The sequence below is a fragment of the Streptomyces odontomachi genome, assembly GCF_024435355.1.
Classification (GTDB): Bacteria; Actinomycetota; Actinomycetes; order Streptomycetales; family Streptomycetaceae; genus Streptomyces; species Streptomyces odontomachi.
In genome coordinates this window covers 916,693-941,968 of record NZ_JAMJWG010000001.1, presented here as the reverse complement: position 1 = coordinate 941,968, position 25,276 = coordinate 916,693, and the positions used below count along the sequence as shown (strand labels likewise).

Sequence of the window (25,276 nt, the reverse complement as noted above, 5' to 3'; positions counted from 1 at the left end):
CGCGCGGGCCGTGCGAGGGGCGTCGTCGTGAGGGTGCGCCAGATTGCTCCGGTGCGGTCTCAGCGGTCCGGGCGGTCGCGTTCTCGGGGAGCAGCGGGGAGGCTTGGGCTCAGGACGAGGAACCCGTTCGACACCTGCGGCTCCCCGTTCGACAACTCCCGCAGCTTCGGGAGCACGTCCGGGCTGCCCCAGCTGCACGTCCGGCGGATCCGCTCGACGGTCGGGCCAGGTGGCGCGGCCTGACGGCGTGTCCGGTGGGTGGGACCGCGCACGCGGGCGGGATGTGATGTTGATCGGGACGGAGTGTGGGCAGGTATGTTTACGAGCCGAAGAAAAGGTCTGCGATCGCCACTCGGCCCGCCCCACCCGGGCGGCCGGCGGCCTTGTCGGAGGACGACGTGACAGGTCCCGTACGGGGCACCCACCATGCCAGCAGCAGGTCGGCGGTGCTCGACGTGATCCGGGCCGCCGGCACGATCAGCCGGGTCGGCCTCATCCAGGCGACCGGCTTCACCGGCGCCACGATCTCCACGGTGGTGCGCCGGCTGATCGACGACGGCCTGGTGATGGAGATCGGCAGGGCCGAGTCGACGGGCGGCAAGCCGCGGGTCCTGCTCCGCCTGAACCACACCTCCCGGTACGCGGTCGGGGTGCAGCTGGACCACGCCGGCATCACCTACGTCCTCACCGACCTGGCCGGTTCGGTGGTCTCGCGCATCGCACGCGCCGGTGCGGGCACGGCGGAGCCACCCGCGGTCGTCGCCCGCATGGCCCGCGAAGTGCGCTCCCTCATCGACGGTGCCGGGGTGGACCCGGACCGGGTCCTCGGGATCGGCCTGGTCTCCCCCGGGCCGCTCACCCCGGCCAGCGGCATGGGGCTCACGCCACCCGTGATGCGGCACTGGGAGGACTTCCCGCTGGACCAGGCGCTGTCCGAGGCCGCCCGGCTCCCGGTGGTGCTGGACAACGACGCCACCGCGGCCGCCCTCGGTGAGCACTGGTCAGGAGTGGTGGGCACCTCCCGCACCTTCGCCGCGGTGTACATGGGCGGCACCGGCATCGGCACCGGCTTGATGATCGACGGCGTGGTGTACCGCGGCGCCAGCGGCAACGCCGGGGAGATCGGCCACATCTGTCTCGACGTGGCCGGGCCCGTCTGCTGGTGCGGGGCGCGCGGCTGCACGGAGGCCCTGGCCGGGCCGGCTGCCGTGGTGGCCGAGGCCCGTGCGGACGGCCGTCTGGCCCGCGCCGCGGGGCTGGCCAAGGCCGATGACCAGCAGCGGATCGCGGCCGACTTCGCCGCGCTGACCCGGGCAGCGCGACGCGGCGACAGCACGGCGCGCGGCCTGCTGGAGCGCTCGGCACGCTATCTCGCGGTGGCCTCGCGCACCCTGGCGAACATCATGGACCTGGAGCTGCTGGTGCTCACCGGCCCGAGCCTCGCCTCCGCCGGCTCGATCTACCTTCCCGTGGTCCGCGACGAGCTGGACCGCTCCTTCTTCGCCCGCGCCACGCACCCCATCGACGTCCAACTCTCCACCTCCGCAGCGGCCGCACCCGCCATCGGCGCGGCGACGCTGGTGCTACAGACCGAGCTGGTGCCACTGCGGGAGGGACTCCGCCTGCCCGGACGCCTGGGCTCCCGAGAACCCGCGTCGGCGAACTGATCGAGGCCCGCGACTAACTTCGGCTGCCATAGAAAGCTACCGAGAGACGGGAAACCGCTCCCCCGTGTTTCCGGACATCCGCCGTCCCGAAGCGGTGGTAGCGGCGGGGATGGTCACGATGGGAACGTGCTGGGCGAGGGTGCGAAAGGCCCGGTCGTACGCGGCGCACGCCGCGTCGACCTCCTCACCTCGATCGCTCTCGTCGCCCTCCTCGATGCGGTCGGCTGCGCCGATCCGCCCGGACGCGCCGATCCCGTCGGGCCCGGTGGTGGTGCTCGTGGTGGCCGCGGGGTGGGTGCGGGATCGGATCGCCATGGCCGGCGCGGCGCAGGTGTTCGCCATGCCGGGCGCCTGCTTCAGGTGGAGCAGGGCGCCGTCGCGCTCGGCAACGGCCTCCGCGAAGTCGAGGGCCTGGATCCAGGTGACCCGGGAGTGGCCGCGGCGCAGCGGTCCGTAGACGAGTTCGCGGACCATGCCGCCGTCGAGGGCGAGCCGTTCGGAGCCGGTGAGCAGTTCGCGGTACGGCCGGGCCGGGTCCAGGTGGTGCAGGGTGCCGGCGATGCGCCGGATGTGGAACCCGCCGTGGGTCAGTTCGGTGAGCGCCTCGTCCCGGTCGAGGCCGTCACGGCCTTCGAGCACCAGGGTCCGGTACCGGCTCATGGCCTCCTGAAGGTTCATCCGTGCCCCCTGTCCGGGTCGCCCTGCCGCCACGGCGTGTGCCGCCTCATGGATACGGAGGCGGCACACGGTGTCGACGCGGACTCGACTTCTCGTCGATGCGGAACCAACGCTCTTGACGCATCCGGCCCCCGTTCGCGCGATCCGAGGAGACCGCGGCCCGGCACACGGGCGCGGCCTCCTCGGATCGGGCGTGGTCTACGTGGACCGGGCCCCCCTCGGGCCCGACCAGTGTGGGCCGCAGCCGTGCGACGGCGGGAGTGGCCGGGGTGGTTGTCCGGTTGTGCGGGCGTAGTGACGAAGGGAGCGGCGTATCGAGATGCGTCGTGGTGCGCGACGTCGGCCCGGCGCACCACCGCCGCCCCGAACGCGGCGAGGAGAACGACTCAGGCGAGCAGGAAGTCGGCCGCGCCGGACTTGATACCCGCCAGGAACGTGGCCATCTCCTGCTGGGAGCAGACGAGTGCGGGTCCCTGCGGATCGGTCGACTGGCGCAGCGCGACGTTTCCGCCGGGCAGCATCTTGGCCTCCACGCAGCTGCCGCCGTTGGTTCCGCTCCAGGGCTTGTGCCAGCCCTCGGTGCCGAGGTCGACGGCGCTGACGCCGCTGTGGATCGGGTCCTTGGATCCCATGGATCACAACTCCTTACGCAGTTCGTCCAGAATCGCTCTGGTCCGGGAGACCGGCTCGGCCTGCACCGTCATCCGGTCCAGCACCTCGAGGTAGGAGACGACGTCGTCGGGTTGGTCGACGTAGACCGCGCCGGCGAGGGACTCCGTGTAGACCACGTCGGGCAGTTCGGTGAAACCGAACCGGAAGTAGTGGAAGGGGCCGAAGGCCCCGGGGTGTGCTCCGGTCGCGTACCGCATGATCTGGAGGCGCACCCGCGGCAGGTCGAGGGCCTCGATGAGCCGCTCGACCTGGGCCTGCATCACACCCCTGCCGCCCACCGGACGACGCAGCACGGTCTCTTCGAGGATCGCCCAGAGCGCGGGCGATTCGGGCTTGGTGAGCAGCTCCTGGCGGCGCATCCGCAGGTCCACCCGGCGTTCGATCTCGTCCTCGGACTCGCTCGGGAAGCCGACGCGCATCAGGGCGGTGGTGTAGTCGTGGGTCTGCAACAGGCCGGGCACGTAGTGGGGTTCGTAGACCCGGATGACGGTGGCCTCGCTCTCCAGGCTCACGTAGGCGCTGAACCAGTCGGGCAGTACGTCACGGTACTTGTACCACCAGCCCGGCTGGTTGGCCTTGCGGGCCAGTGCGAGGAAGTCGTCTGTCTCCTGGGCGCTGACGCCGTAGGTGTGCAGCAACTCCCGGACATAGGGGATACGCAGCCCTACCTCGGCCTTCTCCATCCTCCGCACGGTCAGCGGCGTCACATCGATGGCTCGGGCGGCCTCGTCGAAGGACGCCCCCGCCTGTTCACGCAGGTGCCGCAGGCGCCTGCCGAGGACCATGCGCAGGACGGTCGGGGCGCTGCCGCCCGAGCGGCCGTCGGCCACGTGCCCACCTCCCTGATCACGGTGTTCCAGCGGGCCAGTGTGCCACGGCACCCATGAGACAAACGTGCGCCTGCGGTTCGTTCTGAAATTATCAGAATGCAGGTTGCGGACTGTTACCGGTGGCACCCATAGTTAGCAGGTGATCTGCCGCACACGACCGGACGGACCTCTTTCACGCGCGCCGGCCGGGCGTGCGGCGCTCGAATGCCTGGTCGCCCCCACGGGCCCTGGCAGCGCTCGGGGGGGCGGGGCGTGGGGCGACCGGAAGCGGCCCGGTCCGTGGACGACGGACCGGGCCGCTTGGGACCGCGAGGTGAGAGCGGGACGGCACTGTGGCCATCGGACAGGCAAGGACCCCGGAGAAGGGCGCCGGCGCGGCCAACCAGGCACTGGCCGCCGCGCTCAAGGAAGCCGGCTGCTCCTACGCTTCGCTCGCCCTGCGCATCAATGAACTGGGCCGCCGCCAGGGCGCCGAGCCGCACTACGACAAGGCGTCCGTCACCCGCTGGCTGCAAGGACAGCAACCCCGCGGCTGTACCCCGGAGTTGATAGCCGCCGTGCTCTCGGAGCGCATCGGCCGCTCCCTCTCGCCGTCGGACCTGGGCTTCCTCACCGACCAGCAACGCCCGGTGGTCAGCCGGGCCCTCGTCTACGGGGAAGACGTGGGAGACACCTTGCACACCCTGGCCGAACTCGGCTCCACCGACATCGCACGGCGCACCCTGCTCGGCACGGTGCCCTTCGTGGCGGGGGCCCTGGCCGCTGGGCAGCGTGCCTGGCTGCTGTGGCTGGTCGAGCGCCCCGAGCAGCCCGACAGGACCACGCCGCAGCAGGGCAACCAGCCGGAGCCCGACCATGCGCCGCCCAGCGGCCGAGTCGAGCAAGTGCACGCCATGATCGGCATGTTCGACCGGATGGACAACCTGTACGGCGGCGGCGGGGTGCGCACCAGCATCGTGCACTACCTCTCCACCGAGGTCGTGCCCATGCTCCAGCAGCGCGGCCTGCCCGAGCACCAGCAGCGGCAGTTGTTCGCCGCCGCGGCACGCCTCGCTGCGATGGCCGGCTGGAGTTCGTACGACGCCGGGGAGTACGGACTGGCGCAGCGATACATGACCCAGGGGCTCAGACTCTGCGCCGAGAGCGGGGACCGGGTGCTGGGCGGTCAGATCCTGGCCGGCCTGTCCCATCTGGCCACCAACCTGGGGCGCCCCGACGAGGGCGTGGCGCTGGCCAGGGCGGGGATCGCGACCGCGAAGTACGCGGGCAGTCCGCTCGGTCTGATGCGGCTGCACGCGATGGCGGCACGCGGACATGCCGCCCAGGGCCACCACCGTGAGACCGCCACGTCGCTGCGGGCCGCCGAGGACCGGTTGTCGGCCAGCCGGGGGGCGGACCAGGAGTCGCCTTGGGTGCGCTTTCTGGACTCCCACTACTTCCAGGCCGAGGCCGCCCTGTGCCATCGGGATCTGGGACTCGCCGTGCAGGCCGAGCAACTGGCCGACGCCTCCGTGCGGGCCAACGCCGAACGGCGCCGCCGGCAGGCGATCAGCCGGTCCGTACTGGCCACCGCCCACCTCCAGCAGAACCGACTCGACGAGGCGATCAGCACGGCGACCGAGGCACTGGACACCCTGAGCGCGGTACACAGCGAACGCTCGATCCAGGCGCTGCGCGACTTCCGCCAGCGCCTGGCTCCGCACCGCAAGGAGCCCCTGGTCCAGGAGTTCGAGCGCACGTCCCGGGCCGTACTGGGCATGGCGGCCTGAGCGGACATGGGTCAGGGCGAGTCAGTAACCGTCAGGAGTCGGCGCGTTCTGGGCGCGGTCGACAGGGAGGTGGGCACCGGAGATGCCGGTCGACCAGTCGGACAGCAGGAAGGCGACCACCCGCGCGACCTCCTGCGGTGCCACCGGCCTGCCGCTCGGCAGCTCAGCGGCGACGAAGCCGGCGAAGGCCTCGGGGTGTTCGTTGCGCATCCGGTCCCAGCGTCTGCCGGGGATGAGCATCGAGCCGGGCGAGACGGCGTTCACCCGGATGCCGTCCGGGCCGAGTTCACGGGCAAGGGTGGCCGCCAGATGGATCTGAGCCGACTTCGCGGTCCCGTACGGGGCGTGCGGCCCCGGCTTCCAGCCCGAGATCGACGCGATCACCACCACGGAACCGCCGCCCTGGGCCCGCAGATGCGGCACGGCCGCGCGGATCAGCCCGGCGGTGTGGCCGACGTTCACCGCCCAGGTGGCGGACCAGTCGACCGGGTCGGAACGGTCCAGACGACCGCCGCGCGCGCCACCGGCGCAGGCGACGACGCCGTCCAGCCCCCCAAAACGTTTCTCCGCCGCGGCCACGAAGGCATCCAGCCGATCCGGCTCGGTGACGTCGAGCGTCTCGGTGTACAGCCGTTCCCGAGCTTCGGGCTCCAGCGAAGCCGCCAGAGCCGCCAGATCTCCCGCCGTACGCGCACAGGTCGCCACCCGCGCACCCTCGGTCACCAGGAGGCGTACGATCTGCTCCCCGAGCCCGCGGCCGCCGCCGGTGACCACGACCCGCTTTCCGCGTATTCCGGGCCCCGGGCCGAGCCCTGCGCCCTCGGTCACCCGGTCCTCGCTCACACTCATCTCGCCATCGAAACACACCGTTCACACCCGGGCGTGGTCACGGCACCCCCCGCGCACGCACCCGTTCTCCCCTTCACCGCTCCCCTCAGGTCTGCCACTCCCGCCATGCACACCGCCCCCGCGACGCCGGTCGCGCCCACCCCGTCCCCCAGGCCCCCGCATTCCGCCATGTCCGCTTCGCCCGTCCTGCGCACCGCTTCCACCACGCCGGTCACGCCCGTCGCGCTCCCCGCCCCTCGGGGCTCCGCCCCACCACCCCCTGGCCACCCCCCACTACCTCCTGCCAACCAGACAACCCCCGCACCCTCTGGCCGAAGTGCCACGGAGGACTGTTGGCTGTCCCTACAGCCAACGCGGCTCAGCCGCCCTCACCCATGCGGCCACCCCCACTCCTGCGGCACGCACAAAAGGACGATTGATGACGGCATCGGGAGTGCCCTCCCCCACGCCACCTTCCCCACCGCACGCCCCCGCCTCCCGATCGACGGCGTGCACTCCTGCCGTACCGAACAGCGTGGTGAGGGTGTCTTGACCGCGCCGCGCAGGCCGCTGCTCTTCAGGACCGCCGTCCCCGCCCACCCCGCGCACGCCTCCGGGGTGCGGCGCATGGTCACGGCCCATCTCAAGCTCTGGCGGTTGTCGGACCTCCTCGACAGCGCCGTCCTGGCCACGGCTGAGCTCTTCGCCAACGCGGTCCGGCACACCGGTGGCGGCGCGCGTGACGTCGTGACCATCACCCTGGCGTGCACGGCCGAGGAGCTACAGGTCACGGTGGCCGACCCATGCCCCCGGCTGCCTCGGCCCGGGATACCGGACGAGACCGCCGAATCGGGGCGCGGCCTGGCGATCGTGTGTGCGCTGGCCGACGACTGGGGCACGGCGCCTCCCGATCCGGGCAGCCGGGGCAAGAAGGTGTGGTTCACGCTCTCCACCAAGGACTGCGCATGAGCCGGGTGTCACGGCGGTCACCACGGACACCCGAGGCACCGGACCGGGCGCTGCTGGCCCGGCTCGCCGCCGAGCTGGTGCGGCTTGCCGAGCAGGACCGTCGGCTGACGCAGCAGGCGCAGACGACGTGCGCGACGCTGCCGCTGCGCCGCGTCGCCGCGTGCCGCCGCGCGAACACCGATGCGCTGCGCACGATCGTGGACCGGCACGGCTGGCCGACCACCCGGGCGGTCGGCGAGCGGGCGTCCACGGCGGCGTTGATGATCTTGCTCCATGCGTCTGACCTGGCCTTGCAGCTGTCCTGCCGCGATCTGATCGCGCGTGCGGCCGACGACGGCGCCTGCCCGGCCGTGCACCACGCCTTCATCGCCGACCACTGTGCGGTGGAAGTGGGCCAGCCGCAGTTCTACGGCACCCGCATCAACCCGGACACCCTGCTGCCGTACGAGGTCCGCCATCCGCAGACGCTCGACGAGCGGCGCCGCGACGTGGGGCTCGGGCCGCTGGACGCCCAGCTGGCCCAGGTACGGGCGATGCGAGGTCCCGACGGGAGCTGAGCGGCGGCTGTGCGGCGGTGCCGGGAGGGTGACGGGCGCGGTGCCGGGCCATGGCCCGGTCGGCGGCGTGGTGGGGACCTTGGGCCCCATGACGGTCCGGCGCGAAGGTCCGAGGCTGTAGCTGGACTCTCGTGAATCAGGAGCGGACGATGCAGCACACAGCGCAGTGGAAGGTGGACCTCTACCTCTCCGAGGAAGAGGGCAAGACGACAGCGCGCGCCGAGGTGGACACCGGCACCACGTCCGTGGTGGGGCACGGTCTCGCCCGGTGCAACCCGAAGGACCGCGACGTACCGGAGATCGGTGACGAGCTGGCCGCGGGGCGGGCCATACGCGACCTCGCCCACCAGCTCCTGGGCACCGCACAGCGGGACATCGAGGACATGAACGCGCCATCGAAACGGGAGCAGCTGACCCCCTGGCCCATGTAGGGGTCGACCTGGCCCCGGCAGCGGGCGGTCCGGGCCCCTGTAGGGGCCATGGAACCGGACGAGCTGGGCGGGCCAGCGGGTGCGCCCGGGCCCGTCCGGTTGCCTGTGGATCGGCCGGGGACGGTCACCCGGTGGGCGCAGCCATCGCGCGCCCGTCGTAGCGGGCGGCGGACCGTGGAAGGAGAGGTGCAACGCCACCCTGCTCCCACGGGAAGGACCGCTCATGCCCGACGCCGCCACCCAGCCCCGCATGCCGCTCACGGACGACGAGGTGCGCAGGCTCGACGCGCACTGGCGGGCCGCCAACTACCTGGCCGTCGGCCAGATCTTCCTGATGGCCAACCCGCTGCTGACCCGGCCGTTGCAACCGGAACACATCAAACCGCGGCTGCTGGGCCACTGGGGCACCTCACCGGGCCTGAACCTGGTGTACACCCACCTCAATCGGGTGATCACCGTATGGGACCGGGACGTGCTGGCGGTGTGGGGGCCGGGACACGGCGGTCCCGCCGTACTGGCCTGTTCCTGGCTGGAGGGCTCGTACTCGGAGGTCTACCCGGACGTGGCGCGGGATGCGACGGGCATGGCCCGGCTCTTCAGGCAGTTCTCGTTCCCCGGCGGGGTGCCCAGCCATGTCGCGCCCGAGACACCGGGCTCCATCCACGAGGGCGGCGAACTGGGCTACAGCCTCGCCCACGCCTACGGTGCCGCGCTGGACCATCCCGAGCTGCTGGTCGCCTGCGTGATCGGCGACGGCGAGGCGGAGACCGGGCCGCTGGCCGCCTCCTGGCACTCCAACACCTTCCTCGACCCGGTGCACGACGGTGCGGTGCTGCCGATCCTGCACCTCAACGGCTACAAGATCGCGAACCCCACGGTGCTCGCCCGGCTGCCCGAGGCCGAGCTCGACGCGTTGCTGCGCGGCTACGGGCACACGCCGCTGCACGTCACCGGCGACGACCCGACGACCGTGCACCGCGCCCTGGCCGCCGCTCTGGACGACGCCCTGGAGCGGATCGCCGAGATCCAGCGAGCCGCCCGCCAGGAGGGCGTCACCGGCCAGCCCCGCTGGCCGATGATCGTGCTGCGCACCCCGAAGGGCTGGACCGGCCCCGCCGAGGTCGACGCGCTGCCCGTGGCGGGCACCTGGCGCGCCCACCAGGTGCCCCTTCCTGCCGTGCGGGAGAACCCGGAGCACCTGCGGCAGCTGGTGGACTGGCTGCGCTCCTACGCGCCCGAGGACCTCTTCGACGAGCAGGGCCGGCCCCGACCCGACGTGCTCGCCTGCGTGCCGAAGGGCGGCCGCAGGCTCGGTGCGACCTCGTATGCCAACGGTGGGCTCAGGCTGCGGGAGCTGCCCGTGCCACCGCTGGAGGACTACGCCGTACCGGTCGACGGCCCCGGCCGCAGCACGCACGAGCCGACCCGGGTCCTGGGGGCGCTGCTGCGGGACATCCTGAAGGCGACCGCCGGCAGCCGGAACTTCCGTATCGTCGGCGCCGACGAGACCGCGTCCAACCGGCTGTCCGCCGTCTACGACGCCAGCGGCAAGGCCTGGCAGGCCGAGCAGCTGGCCGTGGACGAGCACCTCGACCCGCACGGCCGGGTGATGGAGATCCTCTCGGAGCACACCTGCCAGGGCTGGCTGGAGGGCTACCTCCTGACCGGCAGGCACGGCCTGTTCTCCAGCTACGAGGCGTTCGCGCACATCGTCGACTCGATGGTCAACCAGCACATCAAATGGCTGCGCATCACCCGCAAGCTGCCGTGGCGGGCCTCCCTGGCCTCCCTCAACTACCTGCTGACCTCGCATGTCTGGCGCCAGGACCACAACGGCTTCTCGCACCAGGACCCCGGCTTCGTCGACCACATCCTGAACAAGAGCCCCGAGGTCGTCCGGGTCTATCTGCCACCGGACACGAACACCCTGCTCTCCGTGGCCGACCATGTGCTGCGCAGCCGCGACTACGTCAATGTGGTGGTGGCCGGAAAGCAGCCCACCTTCGACTGGCTCACGATGGACCAGGCGCGCTCCCACTGCGCGCGGGGCGCCGGGGTCTGGCCGTGGGCGGGCACCGAGGACGGCACCCGGGAGCCGGACGTGGTGCTGGCCGCCGCCGGTGATGTGCCGACCCAGGAGGCGCTGGCCGCCGCGCAGCTGTTGCGCGCGCACCTTCCGGAGCTCGCCGTGCGCTTCGTGAACGTCGTCGATCTGGCCCGGCTGCTGCCGAAGGAGGAGCACCCGCACGGCATGACGGACGCGGAGTACGACGCGCTGTTCACCCGGGACCGGCCGGTGATCTTCGCGTACCACGGGTATCCGTGGCTGATCCACCGTCTCGCCTACCGCCGCACCGGCCATGCGCATCTGCATGTCCGCGGCTACAAGGAGATCGGCACGACGACGACCCCGTTCGACATGGTGGTCCGCAACGACCTGGACCGGTACCGGCTGGTCATGGACGTCATCGACCGGGTGCCCGGACTCGCGGTGCGGGCGGCGCCGGTGCGGCAGCAGATGCAGGACGTGCGGCTGCGCCACCACGCCTGGATCCGTGAGCATGGCAACGATCTGCCGGAGGTGGCGGACTGGGCGTGGCGGGGCTGACCCCGCGCTGCCCCTGCGCCTCCGGTGCCCACGGCGTCCTCAAGGGGCGCGGGGAACTGCGCGACAGGCCACGACGAGACCGTCAGGTCGTCACCGTCCGAAAGGGGCTGTCCCTGTCGTAGCCGGGCCACCTGCCGGTGGGTGGTTGCTCCCGCGGTTCCCCGCGCCGCCATGGGGCGCCGCTGGAGGCGGTTGTCGTCAGGACTTCCTGAAGACCGTCACCGCGAGGGACCCGCACGTGGTGTCCGCTGCGCTGACCGCGCCGGTGGTGTCGAAGACCTTGGTCCACGAGCCCGCGGGCAGGGAGGCGGTGTAGTCACCGCCCGTGGGGTTGTCGACGACGACGGTGTCGTAGGTGTCCGGGGCGCCGGCGTCGGAGCTGATGGCGGAGATCACGACCTGGCCGTCGGTGCGGGTGGACATCTGGTCGTGCACCGCGTCCCAGGACGTCAGGCGCAGGGCGGGGGTGGACTTCCGCAGGGCGAGCGCGTCCTTGTAGTAGGCGAAGGTGGTGGCGTGGGCGGTCTTGTCACCCCAGTGGATCGCGTTGACCTGGTCCGGGGCGCGGTAGGAGTTCATCGCGGTGGTGTAGTCACCGTTCACGACCTTCGAGCGCAGGAACTCGTCGCCTTCGGACAGGAACGGGATGCCCTGGGAGGTCAGCACCATGCCGACGGCGAACCGGTCGATCCGGCCGGCCCGGCCGTCCGCGCCGTCCGTGCCGCCGGAGTAGGTGATCTTGTCCCAGAGGTTGAGGTCGTCGTGCACGGAGACGTAGTTGACGGTCTGCTCGGGGTCGTAGGTGAAGGCGGGGTCCCAGGGGTTGGAGAGCGGGTCGGTGCTCTTGACGGCCAGCGGGGAGCCCCGCATGCCGGTGGCAACGGCCGTGGCGTCGCCGGCGCCGCCCATGTAGGCCATCACGTTGTCCCGGGTGCCGCCCCTGATCGCGTCGCGGTAGGCGCCGTTGAAGACACCGACGTGTGCCGCGGCCAGCGCCGGCACGGTGCCGTACCGCACCTTCTCGGACTCCTGGGGGTCGGTCACCCCGCCGCTCCACGGCTCCCCGTGGAACTGCAACCGGCGCTCCGGGTACGCGGCGTTCAGATAGCTCGCCCAGCCGGCCGCGTTGGCGTAGTGGTGGATGCCGAGCAGGTCGAAGCGGAATCCGTCGACGTGGTAGTCCCGCACCCAGTGTTCGAGCGAGTCGCGGATCATGCGGCTGACCATGGGATTGCCGTCGTCCAGGGAGTTGCCGGTGCCGGACAGGTCGGTCGCCGTGTAGTACTTGCCCGTGATGCCGCCGAAGACGTCCTTGCTGAAGGTGTGGTTGTACACCACGTCCATGATCACGCGGATGCCGTTCCGGTGGAATCCGTTGATCATGTCCTTGAACTCCCTGACCCGGTCCTCGGGGTCGGTGGACTGTGCGTACTGCTCTTCGGGGACGTTGTAGTTCACCGGGTCGTAGCCCCAGTTGGGTTCGGCGGAGCCGAAGTCGAAGGACGGCATGAGCTGGACGTCGGTGATGCCGAGTTCCTTCAGGTGGTCGATGCCGGTGCGGACGCCGTCGTGGGTGGTGCCGGTCTGCACCAGGCCGAGGAACTTTCCTCGCTTGTCCGGGTCGACCCCGGAGCTGGCGTCGACGGTGAAGTCATGGACGCTGAGCTCGTAGATCGAGGCGTCCTCGCGTTCGGCCAGCTGTGGGGTGGCGGCCCAGCCACCGGAGCTGGGCGTGACGGCGGCGGTGTCGAGGACGATGCCGCGGGTGGTGTTGGGCTCGACCATCTGCGCATACGGGTCGGGCACGTTCCTGCCGCCGACGGCGAACTGGTAGGCCCTGCCCTTCAGATCGCCGTCGACGATGACCTGGTAGACGTCGCTGTACCCGTCCAGGGTGACCGGGTCCAGCGAGTAGCTGGTGTCGCCGACCGTCACCCACACGTCGGACGTGTCCGGCGACCAGATCCGGAAGGTGGTGTGCGCGGAGGTGTAGAGGGCACCGAGGGTGTCCGATGAGCTGGCGGGCGCGGTGGCGGTGGGGCCTTGCGGGGCGGCCGCCTGGCCGCTGTCCGGGGGCAGTGCGGCGAGCAGGCCCGCCGCGAGGGTGCCCGCCAGCGCCAGCCCGAGCAGGGCGCGACGACGATCGGGCCCCTGGCCGGCCTGGCCCGTGGACAGGCGTGGGGGACGGTGTGTGGCCAACTGTGTCTCCTTCGCAGGATGCGGAAGGCCACACGCGCCAGCGGCTTCCACTGCTGGCACGACGGTACCGCCGATGAGCGTGGAAAGGGGCCCGTCGTGCACGGGCGGACCGTCGGGGACCACGAGTCTCGAGAAGCAGATCGGCCACGGGGTGCTGTGCCTTGGCCGCTCAGGGCGAGTCCACCCGGGGCCTTCCGCCCCGTCCGGGGGACGTCAGGGCCTTGGGGTGAGGATCGCGAAGGCCGCACCCGCGGGGTCGAGGAACATGGCGATCCGGCCGACGTTGCCGGCGTCCATGGGCGGAATGAGCAGGGTGGCACCGGCGCCGGTGGCCGCGGCGCTGGTGATGTCGCAGTCGGCGACCGCGAAGTACGGGTGCCATTCCGAGGTGGCACCGGCGTCGAGGTTGACCTTCTGCAACTGCATCAGCCCGCCGTGCTCGCTGTCCGACCCGCCGATGGCAGGCGCCAGGACCGCGTAGGTGATGCCGCCTCCGACGTCCTGTTCGGTGATCTGCCAGGAGAACACCGAGCGGTAGAAGGCGCCGGCTGCGGCCGCGTCCGTGGTGTACAGCTCGGTCCAGGCAAGGCTGTTGGGCACGCCGACGGCCTCCAGACCTCCCGGTGTCCGGGCCGGCTGCCAGACGGCGAAGTCGGCGCCGGTGGGGTCGGTGAAGGCGGCGGTCCGACCGAAGTCGAAGACGTCCATGGGGGCGACCCGCACCGCTCCCCCGGCCTGCTCCACGGCTTTCGTGGTGGCGTCCGCGTCCGGGGTGTGGAAATAGACGGTCCAGGCGGAGGCGGCGCCCTCGTCGGTGAGGGGGCCGACGCCGGCCACCACCTTGCCGTCGTACAGGAAGAAGCCGTAGCCGCCCGCCTCGGGCCCGGCCGAACGGTGTTCCCAGCCGAACAGGGTCGTGTAGAAGGCGACTGCGGCGTCGGTGTCGGGGGTGCCGAGATCGAGCCAGTTTGGAACACCGGGCACGTACGCGGTGGACAGCATGGTGGTTCCTCCGTGGGGCGAACGGTGTGGCCCGCCGGCCGGGCGTCCCGGGCGCGCCACGTCCCGGATGGTACTCAGTGGGCGGCGCTGCCCGTGCCAACGCCGCGCCGGCCGCCGCGGCACCCCGCGCGGCACGACGCGCCGGCCCCCTTCGGCAGGGGTGCCGGCGCGCACGCGCCGCTCAGGGGCGGGTGAACACGCCGACGCCGTTGGGCACCGGACGCTCCGCACCGCCGCCCGGGTGGTTGCGCACCGTCACCCGGTCGGCGCCCGGGTCGCGGGTGACCAGCGTGGTGGAGCCGCCACCGTCCAGGTTGATCCCGTCCGTGGCACCGAAGTCCTGCAACACCGCGGCCAGCTCGCTGATCGTCAGGCCGGCGCTGGTCTCCGCGGTGCCGTCCAGGGCGAGGAGGTACAGCCGGCGTCCGCCGTCACCGAGGCCGGCTGCGGTGCGGGTCGCGGCGGTGACGGTGTCGAGCCCGGGCAGCGGGCTGCCGTCACGCAGCACGGGGAACCCTCCGACGGCGAACCGCAGCGGGGTGCGGCCGGTGCCGGCGAGGTGGTGTGCGACGTGGACGTACGCCCCGTCGGGCAGTGCCCGCAGTGCGTCGGCGCCCGCCTCGCGCCCGAGGAGGACCACGGATCCGGGGGCGACGGCACCGGTGCCGGGCGTGTCGGAGCGGGCGACGACGTGGTCGTGGCGCACCGTCACCTCGTAGGTGTCCGTGGTGCAGGGGGCGCCCCGCTGGGTGTCGGTGCCGCAGGCGGCGCGGGCCCGGGAGACGGTGCCCCAGTCGGAGGTGTAGGCACCGACGCCGCCCACCGGCAGCGCGTACTGGTTCAGCCCGGCCAGCGGCAGGGTGCCGTCCTGGGTGAGCGCCGCGCCCTCCAGGGTGAGCGTGTCGAGGCGTGCCCGGCGGTCGGCGCCGACGCCGATGACGTCTTTGGTGGAGGTGCCGGACGGCAGGGCGGGGCCGAACCGCTGCCCGTTGGGCACGGCGGCCTTGAGCTCGTGGCCGGCGGCGATGGCGGGGCCGTTCGAGGAGCCGGTGGCCGGCACGCCCGGGTGCTGGCTCTCGTCGATGTTGAAGAAGTCCGCGTTGACGCCGGCGACCGCGCCCTGGGCGTCGGCGAGTGCGGACACCGGCTGCCGGTCGGTGACCGAGGCGCCGTGCAGCAGGTCGACGGCGATGTGCGGATCGTGCAGGTCGACGGAGACCAGGTGGCCGTGCACGGTGCCCGCGGAGGCGATGATGGTGAAGTCGCGGTAGTCGACGCCGGGGGCGAGGGGGGCGGCGGGTGCCGAGCGGACCGCGCCGGTGTCGGGGGCGGTGCCGGCGACCGCCGCGGTGGTGAAGGTGCCGCCGACGAGGGCACCGCTCGCTGCCAGTACGACCGCCGTGGCACGCAGAGGTCTGAACCGTCGCGCCGTCCGCTGTGTCGTCATCACTTTCGCCACCCCATGTCTCGTCACATCACCGTGTTCGCACGAGACTTCAGCACGACAGGCGGGGCAGGGGGAAGAGGGCGGCAGGATCTTGGCGCACATGGTCAGGGCCGGCCCGACGGGGTCAGGGCCGGCCCTACGTCACGGGTGTCCTGAGGCCGTGGATGCCACGACCGTCAATCGTGCCCTGACGGAGCGTCAGTGACGCGCGGCGTTCCGCTTGCGCGTGGCCAGCAGGATGCCACCACCGGCGACCACGACCACGGCGGCTGCGCCGGCGATGATCGGGGTGGAGCTGGAGGAGCCGGTCTCAGCGAGATCGGACGCACTGGGCTTGCTGCTGGGCACCGGAGCGGCCTCGCTCGCCGACGCGGTGGCCGACGGGACTTCCTTGGTGGGGGTCGGCGACGGCTTCGAGGTCTCCGACGGCGTCGGCGTGGCGGGCGGGGTGGAGGCGCACACCGGAGCCGTCTTCGTCTGGTCGACGTTGTACTGGTCACCATCGCCGGCCTTGACGACCAGGTGCACCGTGAGCGCCTTGTCGTGCTCGGGCAGCGTCAGGTTGTCGTGGTACGTGCTACCGAACGTCTTGGTCGCCAGCAGGTCCTTGCCGTCCACCGTGACGGAGACGGTGTTGGTCACCTTGCCGTTGTAGGCGGCGAGGTCCACCGTCACCTGCGAGCAGTCCACCGACCAGTGCGGGGTGTGCGCCGACGCGGGCACGGCGCACAGGCCGACGGCGGCCACCGCGGCGGCGGCGCTCCCTATGAAGAGTCCCGGCCGTCGCCAGGATGAGGTGGGTCCATTCATGAATCCTCCACACGAGGTGTGTAGTTGGAGTGAAGAGGTGCGCGGCGCACAGTACTCCCTCCGGCGTCACGGCTCGCAACCGCCCCACGCCTCACCGCGGATGCATGGCCACCACATCCTCTGCACGTTCGTGATCATCCTCTGCACGTGCGCGTTGCACCGCTGGGCCGGCAGTGTGACCACCGCTGGGCCGCCGTACCGCATCGTCAGCGCACGCCCCTCCCCCGCTCTGCGGCCCGGCGTCATCGCCGGCCCGCCGGGTACCCGGCCCGCGATGGAGCAGGACGCTACGTTCAGGCGGAGGCGCGGCATGGCAGCAGGCACGCGCGCGGCGGCGGACGCCGCACGGCAGGAGGGCGCGGGAGGGGCGCGGGGCACGGTGACCCAGCGGCTCATCGCCGACCACCTGGTGGAGGGCACGATGGAGCCGGGCGGCGAGATCGGGCTGCGCATCGACCAGACCCTCACCCAGGACGCCACCGGCACGCTCGTCATGCAGGAGTTGGAGGCGCTGGGCCTGGACCGGGTGCGTACCGAGGCCAGCGTGCAGTACGTGGACCACAACATCCTCCAGGCCGACGAGCGCAACGCGGAGGACCACGCGTTCCTGCGGTCCGCGGCCCACCGGTTCGGGGTGTGGTACTCCAAGCCGGGCAACGGCGTCTCGCACCCGGTCCACATGCAGCACTTCGGCAGGCCCGGCGCCACCCTCGCCGGCTCGGACTCGCACACCTGCGCCGCCGGCTCGATGGGCATGTTCGCGGTGGGCACCGGAGGTCTCGAGGTGGCGCTGGCGATGTCCGGGCGGCCGCTGCGCCTGAGGATGCCGGAGATCTGGGGCATCCGGCTGACGGGGGCCCTGCCGGCGTGGGTGAGCGCCAAGGACGTGGTCCTGGAGATGCTGCGCCGGCACGGCGTCAAGGGCGCGGTGAACCGGGTCCTGGAGTACCACGGCCCGGGGCTCGCCGCGCTGTCCGCGATGGACCGGCACGTGATCGCCAACATGGGCGCGGAGCTGGGGGCCACCACGACCGTCTTCCCCGCCGACGAGGCCGTGCGCGACTTCCTCCGCGACGAGGGCCGGGAGGACGATTTCACGCCGTTGACGGCGGACCCGGACGCCCGGTACGACCGCGTCGACGAGATCGACCTGTCCTCGCTGGAGCCGCTGATCGCCCGGCCCACCTCGCCGGGGAACGTGGTGCCGGTGCGCGAGGTGGCGGGCGAGGAGGTCCACCAGGCGGTGATCGGCTCGTCCGCCAACCCGGGGCTGCGGGACTTCGCCGTCGCTGCGGCGATCGTCCGGGGGCGGCAGACGGGCGCCGGGGTGAGCCTGGACGTCAACCCGACCTCGCGGGAGATCCTCCAGGACCTCACACGCTCCGGCGCGGTCCTCGACCTGATCACGGCCGGTGCCCGGATCCACCAGGCGGGCTGCCTGGGCTGCATCGGCATGGGCCAGGCCCCGGCGGTGGGCCGGAACTCCCTGCGCACCTTCCCGCGCAACTTCCCGGGGCGCTCGGGCACCGAGGAGGACGCCGTGTGGCTGTGCTCGCCGGAGACCGCCACGGCCTCCGCGCTGACCGGCGTCATCACGGATCCGCGGGACTGGGCGGCGCGCACCGGGGCGCAGCCTCCCGAAGCCGGCGCAATGCGGCGGGCGGCACACAACACGGCCATGCTGGAGCCGCCGCCGCCACCCGCCGAGGCGGCCCGGGTGGAGCTGGTGCGCGGTCCCGGGGTCTCCGCGCTGCCCGACCTCGATCCGATGCCGGACACCGTGCGGGGACCGGTGCTGCTGAAGGTGGGTGACGACGTCTCCACCGACGAGATCTCCCCGGCCGGCGCGAAGGCGCTGCCCTTCCGGTCGCACATTCCACGGCTGGCCGCGTTCACGTTCACGCGGATCGACCCGGAATATCCGCACCGTGCCACGGATCGCGAGGAGGACGGCGAGCATCTCGTGGTGGGCGGTGACAATTACGGGCAGGGTTCGTCACGCGAGCACGCCGCCATCACCCCACGCTATCTGGGGTTGCGTGCGGTGATCGCCAAGTCGTATGCACGCATTCACTGGCAGAATCTCGCGAATTTCGGCGTCCTCGCCCTGGAATTCATGGATCCGGCGGATTACGACCGTATCCAGCAGGACGACGAGCTGGTCATCGAGGGAGTGCGGGCCGCGCTCGCCCCCACCGCCGAGCCGTGTCTGACCGCCCGGAACACCACCCGAGACGAGGAGTACCGGCTGCGCCATCGACTGCCGCCGCACCGCAGGGCGGCGGTCCTCGCCGGCGGCGTCATTCCGGCACTGGCGGCCCATGAAGCACGGGAAACAGATGCGTGAGGGCGGCGTACCGACGCCGTTCGGTCACCGTCCCGGCACCGCGGGTGAAACACGAAAAAAGAATGGGCGGGCGGTGCGAATATCACGTCGCAGCGGGAACCTGAACCAGCGGAGGATATGCAAGGAACGTCGAGGGAGGATGACTCATGTCCGTCATGGACAAGCTCAAAGACATGCTGAAGGGTCACCCCGAGCAGACGAGCAAGGGCATCGACAAGGGCGGCGACTACGTCGACAAGAAGACCGAGGGCAAGCACAGCGGTCAGGTCGACACCGCCCAGGAGAAGGCCAAGGACAAGTACGGCCACGGGGAGGGCCAGGGGCCGCAGCAGTGACAGCCGGCCGGAAGGCCGACGGGTGGACTGCCCCCTGAGGAAGGCGGGGGAAGACGGGCGGGCGGCGCTTGGTGCCGCCCGCCCAGGGTGAACACCTGGCGCTTTCCGGCCATCCACACCGCCGGGTCGTGGTGAGATGGCCCCATGACCGAGGCAGCACGGGAATCCATTCGGCCTTCGTCACTGCTGTCCCTGGAGGACCAGCGGCGCATGCGGGCCAACGAGGCCAACTGGGACGCCCGCACCCCCATCCACGTCGCCAGCCGGTTCTACGGCCTGGCGGACGAACTCGACCCGGAACGGTGGTTCGCGCCCTTCGAGTGGGACGACCTGGGCCCGCTCGACGGCCGGGACCTCGTCCACTTGCAGTGCCATCTCGGCACCGAGACGATTCCGCTCGCCGCACGCGGCGCACGCGCCGTCGGGCTCGACCTGTCCGGCGCGTCGGTGACCGCCGCCCGGGAGCTGGCCGCCCGGTCGGGCATCGCCGTCGAGTACGTGCAGGGCAACGTCTACGACGCCGTCCAGACGCTGGGCGAACGCCGCTTCGACGTCGTCTACACCGGAAAGGGGGCCTTGTGCTACCTCCCTGACCTGGATCGCTGGGCGCGCGAGATCGCCAGGCTGCTTCGGCCCGGCGGACGGTTGTACATCGTGGAGTTCCATCCGCTGCTGAACTCCCTGGGCCTGACGCCCGAACTGGACGAGGGCACTGCGCTGCTGCTGCGCCACGACTACCTGGGCGGCCGGGGTCCGGTACGCCGCGACGGCACCCACACCTACACCGACGGACCCGCCGTCACCGGCGCCACCGAGTGCTTCGAGTGGATGCACGGCATCGCCGAGGTGGTGAACGCGGTGACGGGCGCGGGCCTGCGCGTGGCACGGCTCCGGGAATCCCATGAACTGCCGTGGCCGCGATGGCCCGATATGGTCCGTACCGCCTCCGGCTGGTGGCGCCTGCCCGACCCCGCGCCGCGCATTCCGCTGCTGTACGCGCTGCTGGCTCGCGCCTGAGCGGCGACGGACCCGCCGAGGATGTGCAGGCACCGGCACCGCGCGGTCAGCGCCGCTTCAGGACCCCGCGTACGTACGCTGCCTGTCCGGCGTGCTGGAGGTCGTCCCCGATGACGCTGACCAGGCGCACCCCGAGCGTCACCGCGGGCGTCCAGCTGTCGTCGACCACCCGGTCCAGGTCGGTGTTGTGCAGGCCGCGGATGAAGTCCATCGTCTGCTCGTGGACCGCGTCGTAGTACCCCAGCAGGAGCTCCGCCGATTCCACCCGCACCTGACCGACCTGCTTGCTGCTCTGGCCGTAGCCGGTCGCGGAGGAGGCGAAGGGCAGCTTGAAGCGACCGTGCCAGTCCTGCGCCGTCCACACCTCCTCGCGGCCAGCGGCCTCGGAGATGTGATCGTCCTGGACCCGGGTGAGATGCCAGACCAGCCAGGCGATCGAGTTCGCGCCGGGGTCGAGGCGTTCGTTCAGGTCCTGCGGTGAGAGGCCCTCCACCACGGCGTGCACCTCCTCCCGGATGCGCCCGTATGCGTCGCCGAGCAGTTCCGCGCTGTTCATGCCGTGCCTTTCCGCCGGGGCCTTCGTGCCGGTCGTGGTCGGTCGTGGACTCCTGAGATCCGCTCACATGACCGTGCCGATCATCCCCCGAGCCACACCCGACACGCGTGCCCGACATCTGTGCCCCGACACCCGTGTGCCGCGCCCGGGCTCGTACCCGGCGCCCCGGCGCACGGCCGATGCCCGCCCGCGGCGGCGCGGCCGTACCGGCACGCACGCCGTTCCCCGGCGCCGGACCGGCACGTGTATACGCTGGCCGGGCCAGCGCACCACCGATCCAGCGAGCGAAGGAGCGATCCGTGACCCGCGTCCCGGCGTACCGGCTCAACGACGGCACCACGATTCCCGGCCTCGGGCTGGGCACCTGGCCCTTGAGTGACAGTGAGGCGGAGGCAGCCGTCGGCAGCGCGCTACGGATCGGCTACCGCCTCATCGACACGGCAACCAACTACCGCAACGAGACCGGCACCGGACGCGGCATCACCCGCAGCGACGTACCCCGCGAGGACATCGTCGTCACCACCAAACTGCCCGGCCGCGACCACGGTCACGAGAGCACGTTGCGCTCCTTCGAGGAGTCGCGGACCCGGCTCGGCCTGGAGTACGTCGACCTGTACCTGATCCACTGGCCGCTGCCGCGGGTGGACAAGTACGTCGACTCCTGGAAGGCCATGATCAAGCTGCGCGAGGAGGGGCTGATCCGTTCCATCGGCGTCTCCAACTTCACCCCGGCCCAGATCGACAGGCTGGAACAGGAGACGGGCGTACTGCCCGCGGTCAACCAGATCGAGCTGCACCCGCTGCTGCCCCAGGACGAGCTGCGCGCCTTCGGCACCGGCAAGAACATCGTCACCGAGAGCTGGAGCCCGCTGGGGCGCGGCGGTGACCTGCTGGGTGACCCGGCGATCAGGTCCGTTGCGGAGCGGCACGGTGTCTCCCCGGCCCAGGCGGTGCTGCGCTGGCACATCCAGCTCGGCGCCCTGCCCATCCCCAAGTCCGCCGATCCAGGTCGGCAGCGCGAGAACTTCGCCGTCTTCGACTTCGAGCTCGACGAGGTCGACATGGCCGCCGTCGGCGATCGCACCGGCCGCCGGCTGGGCGGCGATCCGGACCGGCACGAGGAATTCTGACGGGGTATCGGGGTACAACGCCGGCGCGCCGCCGGCCGCTGGCCAGCAGCATCGGCGCGACCGCTGGGCCGTTGCGACGGCCGCGACTATCGTATGAGGCCGTTGTGGCGTCCACAGCGTCCCCTCGTGTCGCTGTCCCGCCTCGTGTCGCTGTCTCGGGGGAGAAATTCGTGTTCCAGCATTCGGCGGACTCGTCGGAGCCAGGCATACCAGGTCCGGCGGTCCCGGGTCAGGTCCCGTCGGGCTGGGGTCCGCCGGGCGGCGAGGCAGCGGGGTGGGGGACGCCGCTGCCGGGCGCAGTGGCTGCGGGCCCGCCGGCGCCACCGGCCCGGCCGGCGGTAGGGCGTCGCCTGCTCGCCTGGTTGGTCGACTTCGCCCTGGTGGTCACCGTGGCCGTGCTGCTCGGTGTCTTCACCTTCCACCGGATCTCCGGCGAGGTGACCAGCATCGGACTGGCCGGAGCGGGCGTCTGGGACGTCCTCGGCTCGCACGGGGACGTACCCGGCGCGGCCGAGAACATCGGCCTACGGCTCTGGCACACCGCGGTACGCGACGTCGAGCAGGCGTTCGTCGGGCTGACGGTCTTCGCGTTCCTCTACCAGTTCGCGTCCGTCCTGTGGATGCGCCGCACCCTCGGCAAGGCCCTCATGGGACTGCGTGTCACGGCGATCGAGCCGGTGCCGCCGGGACGGCGGCGGGCGGCGGTGCGTGCGGGCGTCACCGCCGTGACCGACGTCGGCCTGTACGCGCTCGCCTGTTGCCTGCTGCTGGAAGGCGACTTCGTCGTGGCCTGGCTGTGCTGGCTGCTCTCGGGCCTCATCTTCCTGTGCAACGCGGTGCCCACGCTGTTCGGAACGGGCCGCTCGGTCGCCGACCGCATCGCCGGGACCTCGGTCACCGGCGTGCAGCTCTACCAGAGCGTCGCCAACGCCGCCGGGAAGAGCCGTGCCGCCGTCACCCGGGCCGCCGGGCGCCTGCGACGCGGCAGCCCCGTTCCGCCCGGCCTCGTTCCGCCCGGCCTCGTTCCCGGTTCGCCGACGCCGTTCCCGGCACCGTATGCCGAACCGGCGTCGTCCCTGCCCACCGGCCCGGCCGCGCCCTACGGGTACGCCGATCCGTCTTCGCCGGTGCCTCCCGGTTCCGCGTATGCGGCACCTCCCGGTTCGGCCGCCCCGTTGCCCCCACCCGGTTTCGGGCCGGCCGTGCCCGACCCGGCGGCCGACTTCGCAGGACCTTCCGCGCCCGGGTTTCCGCCGCCGAGCCAGGGGCCGGCACCCTGGCCGACGGAGCCTCCTGCGGGTCCCGCGGGCCAACCGCCGCACTGATCCGATCGCCGTATCGAGCTGAAAGGCACACGCCGAGCCTCGATAGTGCTACAGTTATCTTAGGCATGCGTCTCTAGCGCCGTTCAGGCGCCGTATCGCCGCTCTCCCTCAGGAACGTGCCGCCCGTCCAGCACGACCGGCGTGCTCTTCCCTCCGAGATTCTCTCTTCACCGGCGAGATCTCGTATCGGGCTCTCCGATACGGACAACCGACGCACTGCCGTCGGTGCACCGAGCGGCCATGGGCCGCTCGACGGTCTGCCACGGCCCGGTGCGCGGCAGTTGACGCGCCGAACGGCGCACGGGCAGGCCACCGCACCACGCCCCCGGACGCTCACGGCACCGTGCCAACCGTCCGGCGGCGCACCGGCCTCCGTCGAGGCCCCTACGCCGCCCGCGTGGCGCCGTCCGGCCCGCTGACGTGCCCCCGCCCGCCGACGGGCGCGGCAGCACGGCCGCCGGCCTCGGGCTGCCCTCGGCACTCGCCTCTCCCCTCTCGTCTCTCCCTGCTCCCTGCTCCCTGCTCCCTGCTCCGGGCCGTCCGTCCGCCAGAGCGAACCCCGCCCCACCCACACATCCGTCCCGAAAGGACCACCAGCATGACCACCACACTCGAACCACCCTCTACCCAGCACCGGCCACACGACCGACACGCACCCGACACGACCGCCCACACCGAGCAGATCGGCGGCATCCTCGACATCACCAGGAACGGGCAGGGACTGCTGCGCGGGCCCGCGCTCCTGCCGGCGCCCGACGACGTGCAGGTGCCCGCCGCCCAGATCCGCCGCCTCGACCTGCGCAAGGGCGACCTGATCGTGGGAGAACGCGCGGGAGCCCGTGCGCTGGCGCAGGTGGAACTCGTCAACGGCCGCCCGGTGCAGCAGCAGCGCGGCCGGCCGCACTTCCACTCCCTCACCCCCCTGCACCCCCACGAGCGGCTCAGGCTCGAAGCTCCCGGCGGAGTACTCACCCCGCGCGTGGTCGACCTGCTCGCACCGGTGGGCAAAGGGCAGCGTGGACTGATCGTGGCGCCACCCCGCACCGGCAAGACGGTGCTGCTCCAGCAGATCGCCGACGCGATCGCCGCCAACCACCCGGAGTGCCACCTGATGGTGGTGCTGCTCGACGAACGTCCCGAGGAAGTCACCGACATGACCCGCCGGGTACGCGGCGACGTACTCGCCTCGACCTTCGACCGGGCCGCCAAAGAACACATCGCGCTCGCCGAACTCGCGGTGGAACGCGCCAAACGCCTCGTCGAACAGGGCCGTGACGTCGTCATCCTGCTGGACTCCCTGACCCGGTTGTGCCGGGCCCACAACAACGCGGCCGCGGCAGGCGGGCGCACCCTCAGCGGCGGGGTGGACGCGGCCGCCCTGCTCGGGCCCAAGCGGTTGTTCGGAGCGGCCAGGCTCACGGAGGAAGGCGGGTCGCTGACCATCCTCGCCACGGCACTGGTCGAGACCGGATCGCGCGCCGACGACTACTACTTCGAAGAGCTCAAGAGCACCGGCAACATGGAGCTGCGGCTCGACCGCGCCCAGGCCGACAAGCGCGTCTTCCCGGCCGTCGACATCGCCGGCTCCGGCACCCGGCGCGAGGAGTTGCTGGTCCCACCGCACGAACTGACCGCCGTGCGGGGCCTACGGCGCGCCCTGTCGGCCCAGGACGGGCACCCGAGCCTGCCGGTCCTGCTGGACAAGATCCGCAACACCCCGGACAACGCCGCATTCCTGCGCCAGGTCCACCGCACGGTGCCCGGCGCCTGAGCGGATGCCCGTACAGCCCGCGTCACCCGCTCATGTCGTCCGCCCATGCGGAGATCTCCGCGGCACCCCGACGAACGGCTTCGTCCGGGTCGTGAGCGAGTTGCCCGCAGACGGGCGCGATGTCCGGCACACCCCGCTCTCCCGCGCGTGCGTCACCCACCCCGGTCTCCAGCCAGTCGGCATGATTGTCGTCGGCGTCGGCCACCGCTCGTGCGAGGAGCCGGACGGCGGCGAGCGAACCCACCCGGACCAGGGCCTCGGCGGTCCGGCGCGTCACGGCCGTGTCCTCGACGTCCAGCAACAGCCTCAGCAACGCTTCGGCTGCCTC

22 protein-coding genes are annotated in these 25,276 nt (G+C 71.9%); 12 read left to right on the top strand and 10 right to left on the bottom strand.

Translation table 11 applies throughout. The features are described 5' to 3' along the window. The first annotated feature begins 398 nt into the window (after positions 1-398). Positions 399-1,667 carry an ROK family transcriptional regulator gene (locus tag NQO67_RS03970; protein ID WP_255946334.1) on the top strand — a complete coding sequence of 423 codons (1,269 nt, stop codon included), beginning with the start codon at positions 399-401 and terminating at the stop codon, positions 1,665-1,667. Positions 1,668-1,703: 36 nt separating this feature from the next. Here NQO67_RS03970 and NQO67_RS03965 read toward each other — a convergent pair whose 3' ends face one another. The 3 genes from NQO67_RS03965 to NQO67_RS03955 all read right to left on the bottom strand — a co-directional run bounded on the left by NQO67_RS03965 (position 1,704) and on the right by NQO67_RS03955 (position 3,847). Next, positions 1,704-2,345: a hypothetical protein gene (locus NQO67_RS03965; protein WP_255946332.1), complete on the bottom strand. Its 642-nt coding sequence runs from the start codon at positions 2,343-2,345 to the stop codon at positions 1,704-1,706. A gap of 386 nt (positions 2,346-2,731) precedes the next feature. Further along, positions 2,732-2,977 (bottom strand): DUF397 domain-containing protein, encoded by a 246-nt coding sequence (locus NQO67_RS03960; RefSeq protein ID WP_255946330.1) that lies wholly within the window; start codon positions 2,975-2,977, stop codon positions 2,732-2,734. A 3-nt stretch (positions 2,978-2,980) separates the two neighbouring features. Beyond that, on the bottom strand, positions 2,981-3,847 hold the full coding sequence (locus NQO67_RS03955; RefSeq protein ID WP_255946328.1) for a Sco1979 family transcriptional regulator: 867 nt from the start codon (positions 3,845-3,847) through the stop codon (positions 2,981-2,983). A 332-nt stretch (positions 3,848-4,179) separates the two neighbouring features. On the opposite strand from NQO67_RS03955, the gene NQO67_RS03950 reads away from it, so the two are divergent. After that, positions 4,180-5,616 carry an NsdA family TPR-like regulatory protein gene (locus NQO67_RS03950; protein WP_255946326.1) on the top strand — a complete coding sequence of 479 codons (1,437 nt, stop codon included), beginning with the start codon at positions 4,180-4,182 and terminating at the stop codon, positions 5,614-5,616. 21 nt (positions 5,617-5,637) lie between these two features. On the opposite strand, the gene NQO67_RS03945 is transcribed toward NQO67_RS03950, so the two are convergent. Continuing rightward, on the bottom strand, positions 5,638-6,465 hold the full coding sequence (locus NQO67_RS03945; RefSeq protein WP_305125267.1) for an SDR family NAD(P)-dependent oxidoreductase: 828 nt from the start codon (positions 6,463-6,465) through the stop codon (positions 5,638-5,640). Between the two features lie 528 nt (positions 6,466-6,993). Between NQO67_RS03945 and NQO67_RS03940 the strand changes: the two genes are divergently transcribed. The 4 genes from NQO67_RS03940 (at position 6,994) to NQO67_RS03925 (ending at position 11,009) form a co-directional block, all read left to right on the top strand. Next, positions 6,994-7,413 (top strand): ATP-binding protein, encoded by a 420-nt coding sequence (locus NQO67_RS03940; protein WP_255946324.1) that lies wholly within the window; start codon positions 6,994-6,996, stop codon positions 7,411-7,413. Continuing rightward, positions 7,410-7,970 (top strand): DUF6624 domain-containing protein, encoded by a 561-nt coding sequence (locus tag NQO67_RS03935; RefSeq protein WP_255946322.1) that lies wholly within the window; start codon positions 7,410-7,412, stop codon positions 7,968-7,970. Before NQO67_RS03940 ends, NQO67_RS03935 begins: the two co-directional genes overlap by 4 nt. Before the next feature lie 149 nt (positions 7,971-8,119). After that, entirely contained in the window at positions 8,120-8,401 is a 282-nt protein-coding gene (locus tag NQO67_RS03930; RefSeq protein WP_255946320.1) for a DUF1876 domain-containing protein, read from the top strand. A 223-nt stretch (positions 8,402-8,624) separates the two neighbouring features. Beyond that, positions 8,625-11,009: a phosphoketolase family protein gene (locus tag NQO67_RS03925; protein WP_255946317.1), complete on the top strand. Its 2,385-nt coding sequence runs from the start codon at positions 8,625-8,627 to the stop codon at positions 11,007-11,009. 198 nt (positions 11,010-11,207) lie between these two features. Here NQO67_RS03925 and NQO67_RS03920 read toward each other — a convergent pair whose 3' ends face one another. The 4 genes from NQO67_RS03920 to NQO67_RS03905 all read right to left on the bottom strand — a co-directional run bounded on the left by NQO67_RS03920 (position 11,208) and on the right by NQO67_RS03905 (position 16,467). Next, positions 11,208-13,208 (bottom strand): alpha-amylase family glycosyl hydrolase, encoded by a 2,001-nt coding sequence (locus NQO67_RS03920; RefSeq protein WP_255946315.1) that lies wholly within the window; start codon positions 13,206-13,208, stop codon positions 11,208-11,210. Between the two features lie 213 nt (positions 13,209-13,421). After that, positions 13,422-14,210 (bottom strand): VOC family protein, encoded by a 789-nt coding sequence (locus tag NQO67_RS03915; protein ID WP_255946313.1) that lies wholly within the window; start codon positions 14,208-14,210, stop codon positions 13,422-13,424. Positions 14,211-14,391: 181 nt separating this feature from the next. Further along, a complete protein-coding gene (locus tag NQO67_RS03910; RefSeq protein WP_255946311.1) occupies positions 14,392-15,657 on the bottom strand; it encodes a phosphodiester glycosidase family protein in 1,266 nt (421 codons plus the stop codon). Positions 15,658-15,855: 198 nt separating this feature from the next. Beyond that, the gene (locus NQO67_RS03905; protein WP_255946309.1) at positions 15,856-16,467 is read right to left on the bottom strand and encodes an LAETG motif-containing sortase-dependent surface protein; all 612 of its coding nucleotides are present in this window, start codon (positions 16,465-16,467) and stop codon (positions 15,856-15,858) included. A gap of 310 nt (positions 16,468-16,777) precedes the next feature. Between NQO67_RS03905 and NQO67_RS03900 the strand changes: the two genes are divergently transcribed. The 3 genes from NQO67_RS03900 to NQO67_RS03890 all read left to right on the top strand — a co-directional run bounded on the left by NQO67_RS03900 (position 16,778) and on the right by NQO67_RS03890 (position 20,166). Beyond that, positions 16,778-18,814: an aconitate hydratase gene (locus NQO67_RS03900; protein WP_255946308.1), complete on the top strand. Its 2,037-nt coding sequence runs from the start codon at positions 16,778-16,780 to the stop codon at positions 18,812-18,814. Positions 18,815-18,960: 146 nt separating this feature from the next. Beyond that, on the top strand, positions 18,961-19,149 hold the full coding sequence (locus tag NQO67_RS03895) for an antitoxin (RefSeq protein ID WP_255946307.1): 189 nt from the start codon (positions 18,961-18,963) through the stop codon (positions 19,147-19,149). 144 nt (positions 19,150-19,293) lie between these two features. After that, complete coding sequence (locus NQO67_RS03890; protein WP_255946306.1) at positions 19,294-20,166, top strand: class I SAM-dependent methyltransferase; 873 nt, start codon at positions 19,294-19,296, stop codon at positions 20,164-20,166. Positions 20,167-20,212: 46 nt separating this feature from the next. Here NQO67_RS03890 and NQO67_RS03885 read toward each other — a convergent pair whose 3' ends face one another. Further along, positions 20,213-20,722 (bottom strand): mycothiol transferase, encoded by a 510-nt coding sequence (locus tag NQO67_RS03885; protein WP_255946305.1) that lies wholly within the window; start codon positions 20,720-20,722, stop codon positions 20,213-20,215. A 299-nt stretch (positions 20,723-21,021) separates the two neighbouring features. Between NQO67_RS03885 and NQO67_RS03880 the strand changes: the two genes are divergently transcribed. The 3 genes from NQO67_RS03880 to rho all read left to right on the top strand — a co-directional run bounded on the left by NQO67_RS03880 (position 21,022) and on the right by rho (position 24,948). Further along, positions 21,022-21,852 carry an aldo/keto reductase gene (locus NQO67_RS03880; protein WP_255946304.1) on the top strand — a complete coding sequence of 277 codons (831 nt, stop codon included), beginning with the start codon at positions 21,022-21,024 and terminating at the stop codon, positions 21,850-21,852. A 104-nt stretch (positions 21,853-21,956) separates the two neighbouring features. Continuing rightward, the gene (locus NQO67_RS03875; protein ID WP_308295613.1) at positions 21,957-23,177 is read left to right on the top strand and encodes an RDD family protein; all 1,221 of its coding nucleotides are present in this window, start codon (positions 21,957-21,959) and stop codon (positions 23,175-23,177) included. 598 nt (positions 23,178-23,775) lie between these two features. After that, entirely contained in the window at positions 23,776-24,948 is a 1,173-nt protein-coding gene (rho, locus tag NQO67_RS03870; RefSeq protein ID WP_255946302.1) for a transcription termination factor Rho, read from the top strand. Between the two features lie 22 nt (positions 24,949-24,970). Here the strand turns inward: rho and NQO67_RS44525 are convergent, their stop codons facing one another. Further along, a complete protein-coding gene (locus NQO67_RS44525) occupies positions 24,971-25,225 on the bottom strand; it encodes a hypothetical protein (RefSeq protein ID WP_374118892.1) in 255 nt (84 codons plus the stop codon). Positions 25,226-25,276: the final 51 nt, after the last annotated feature.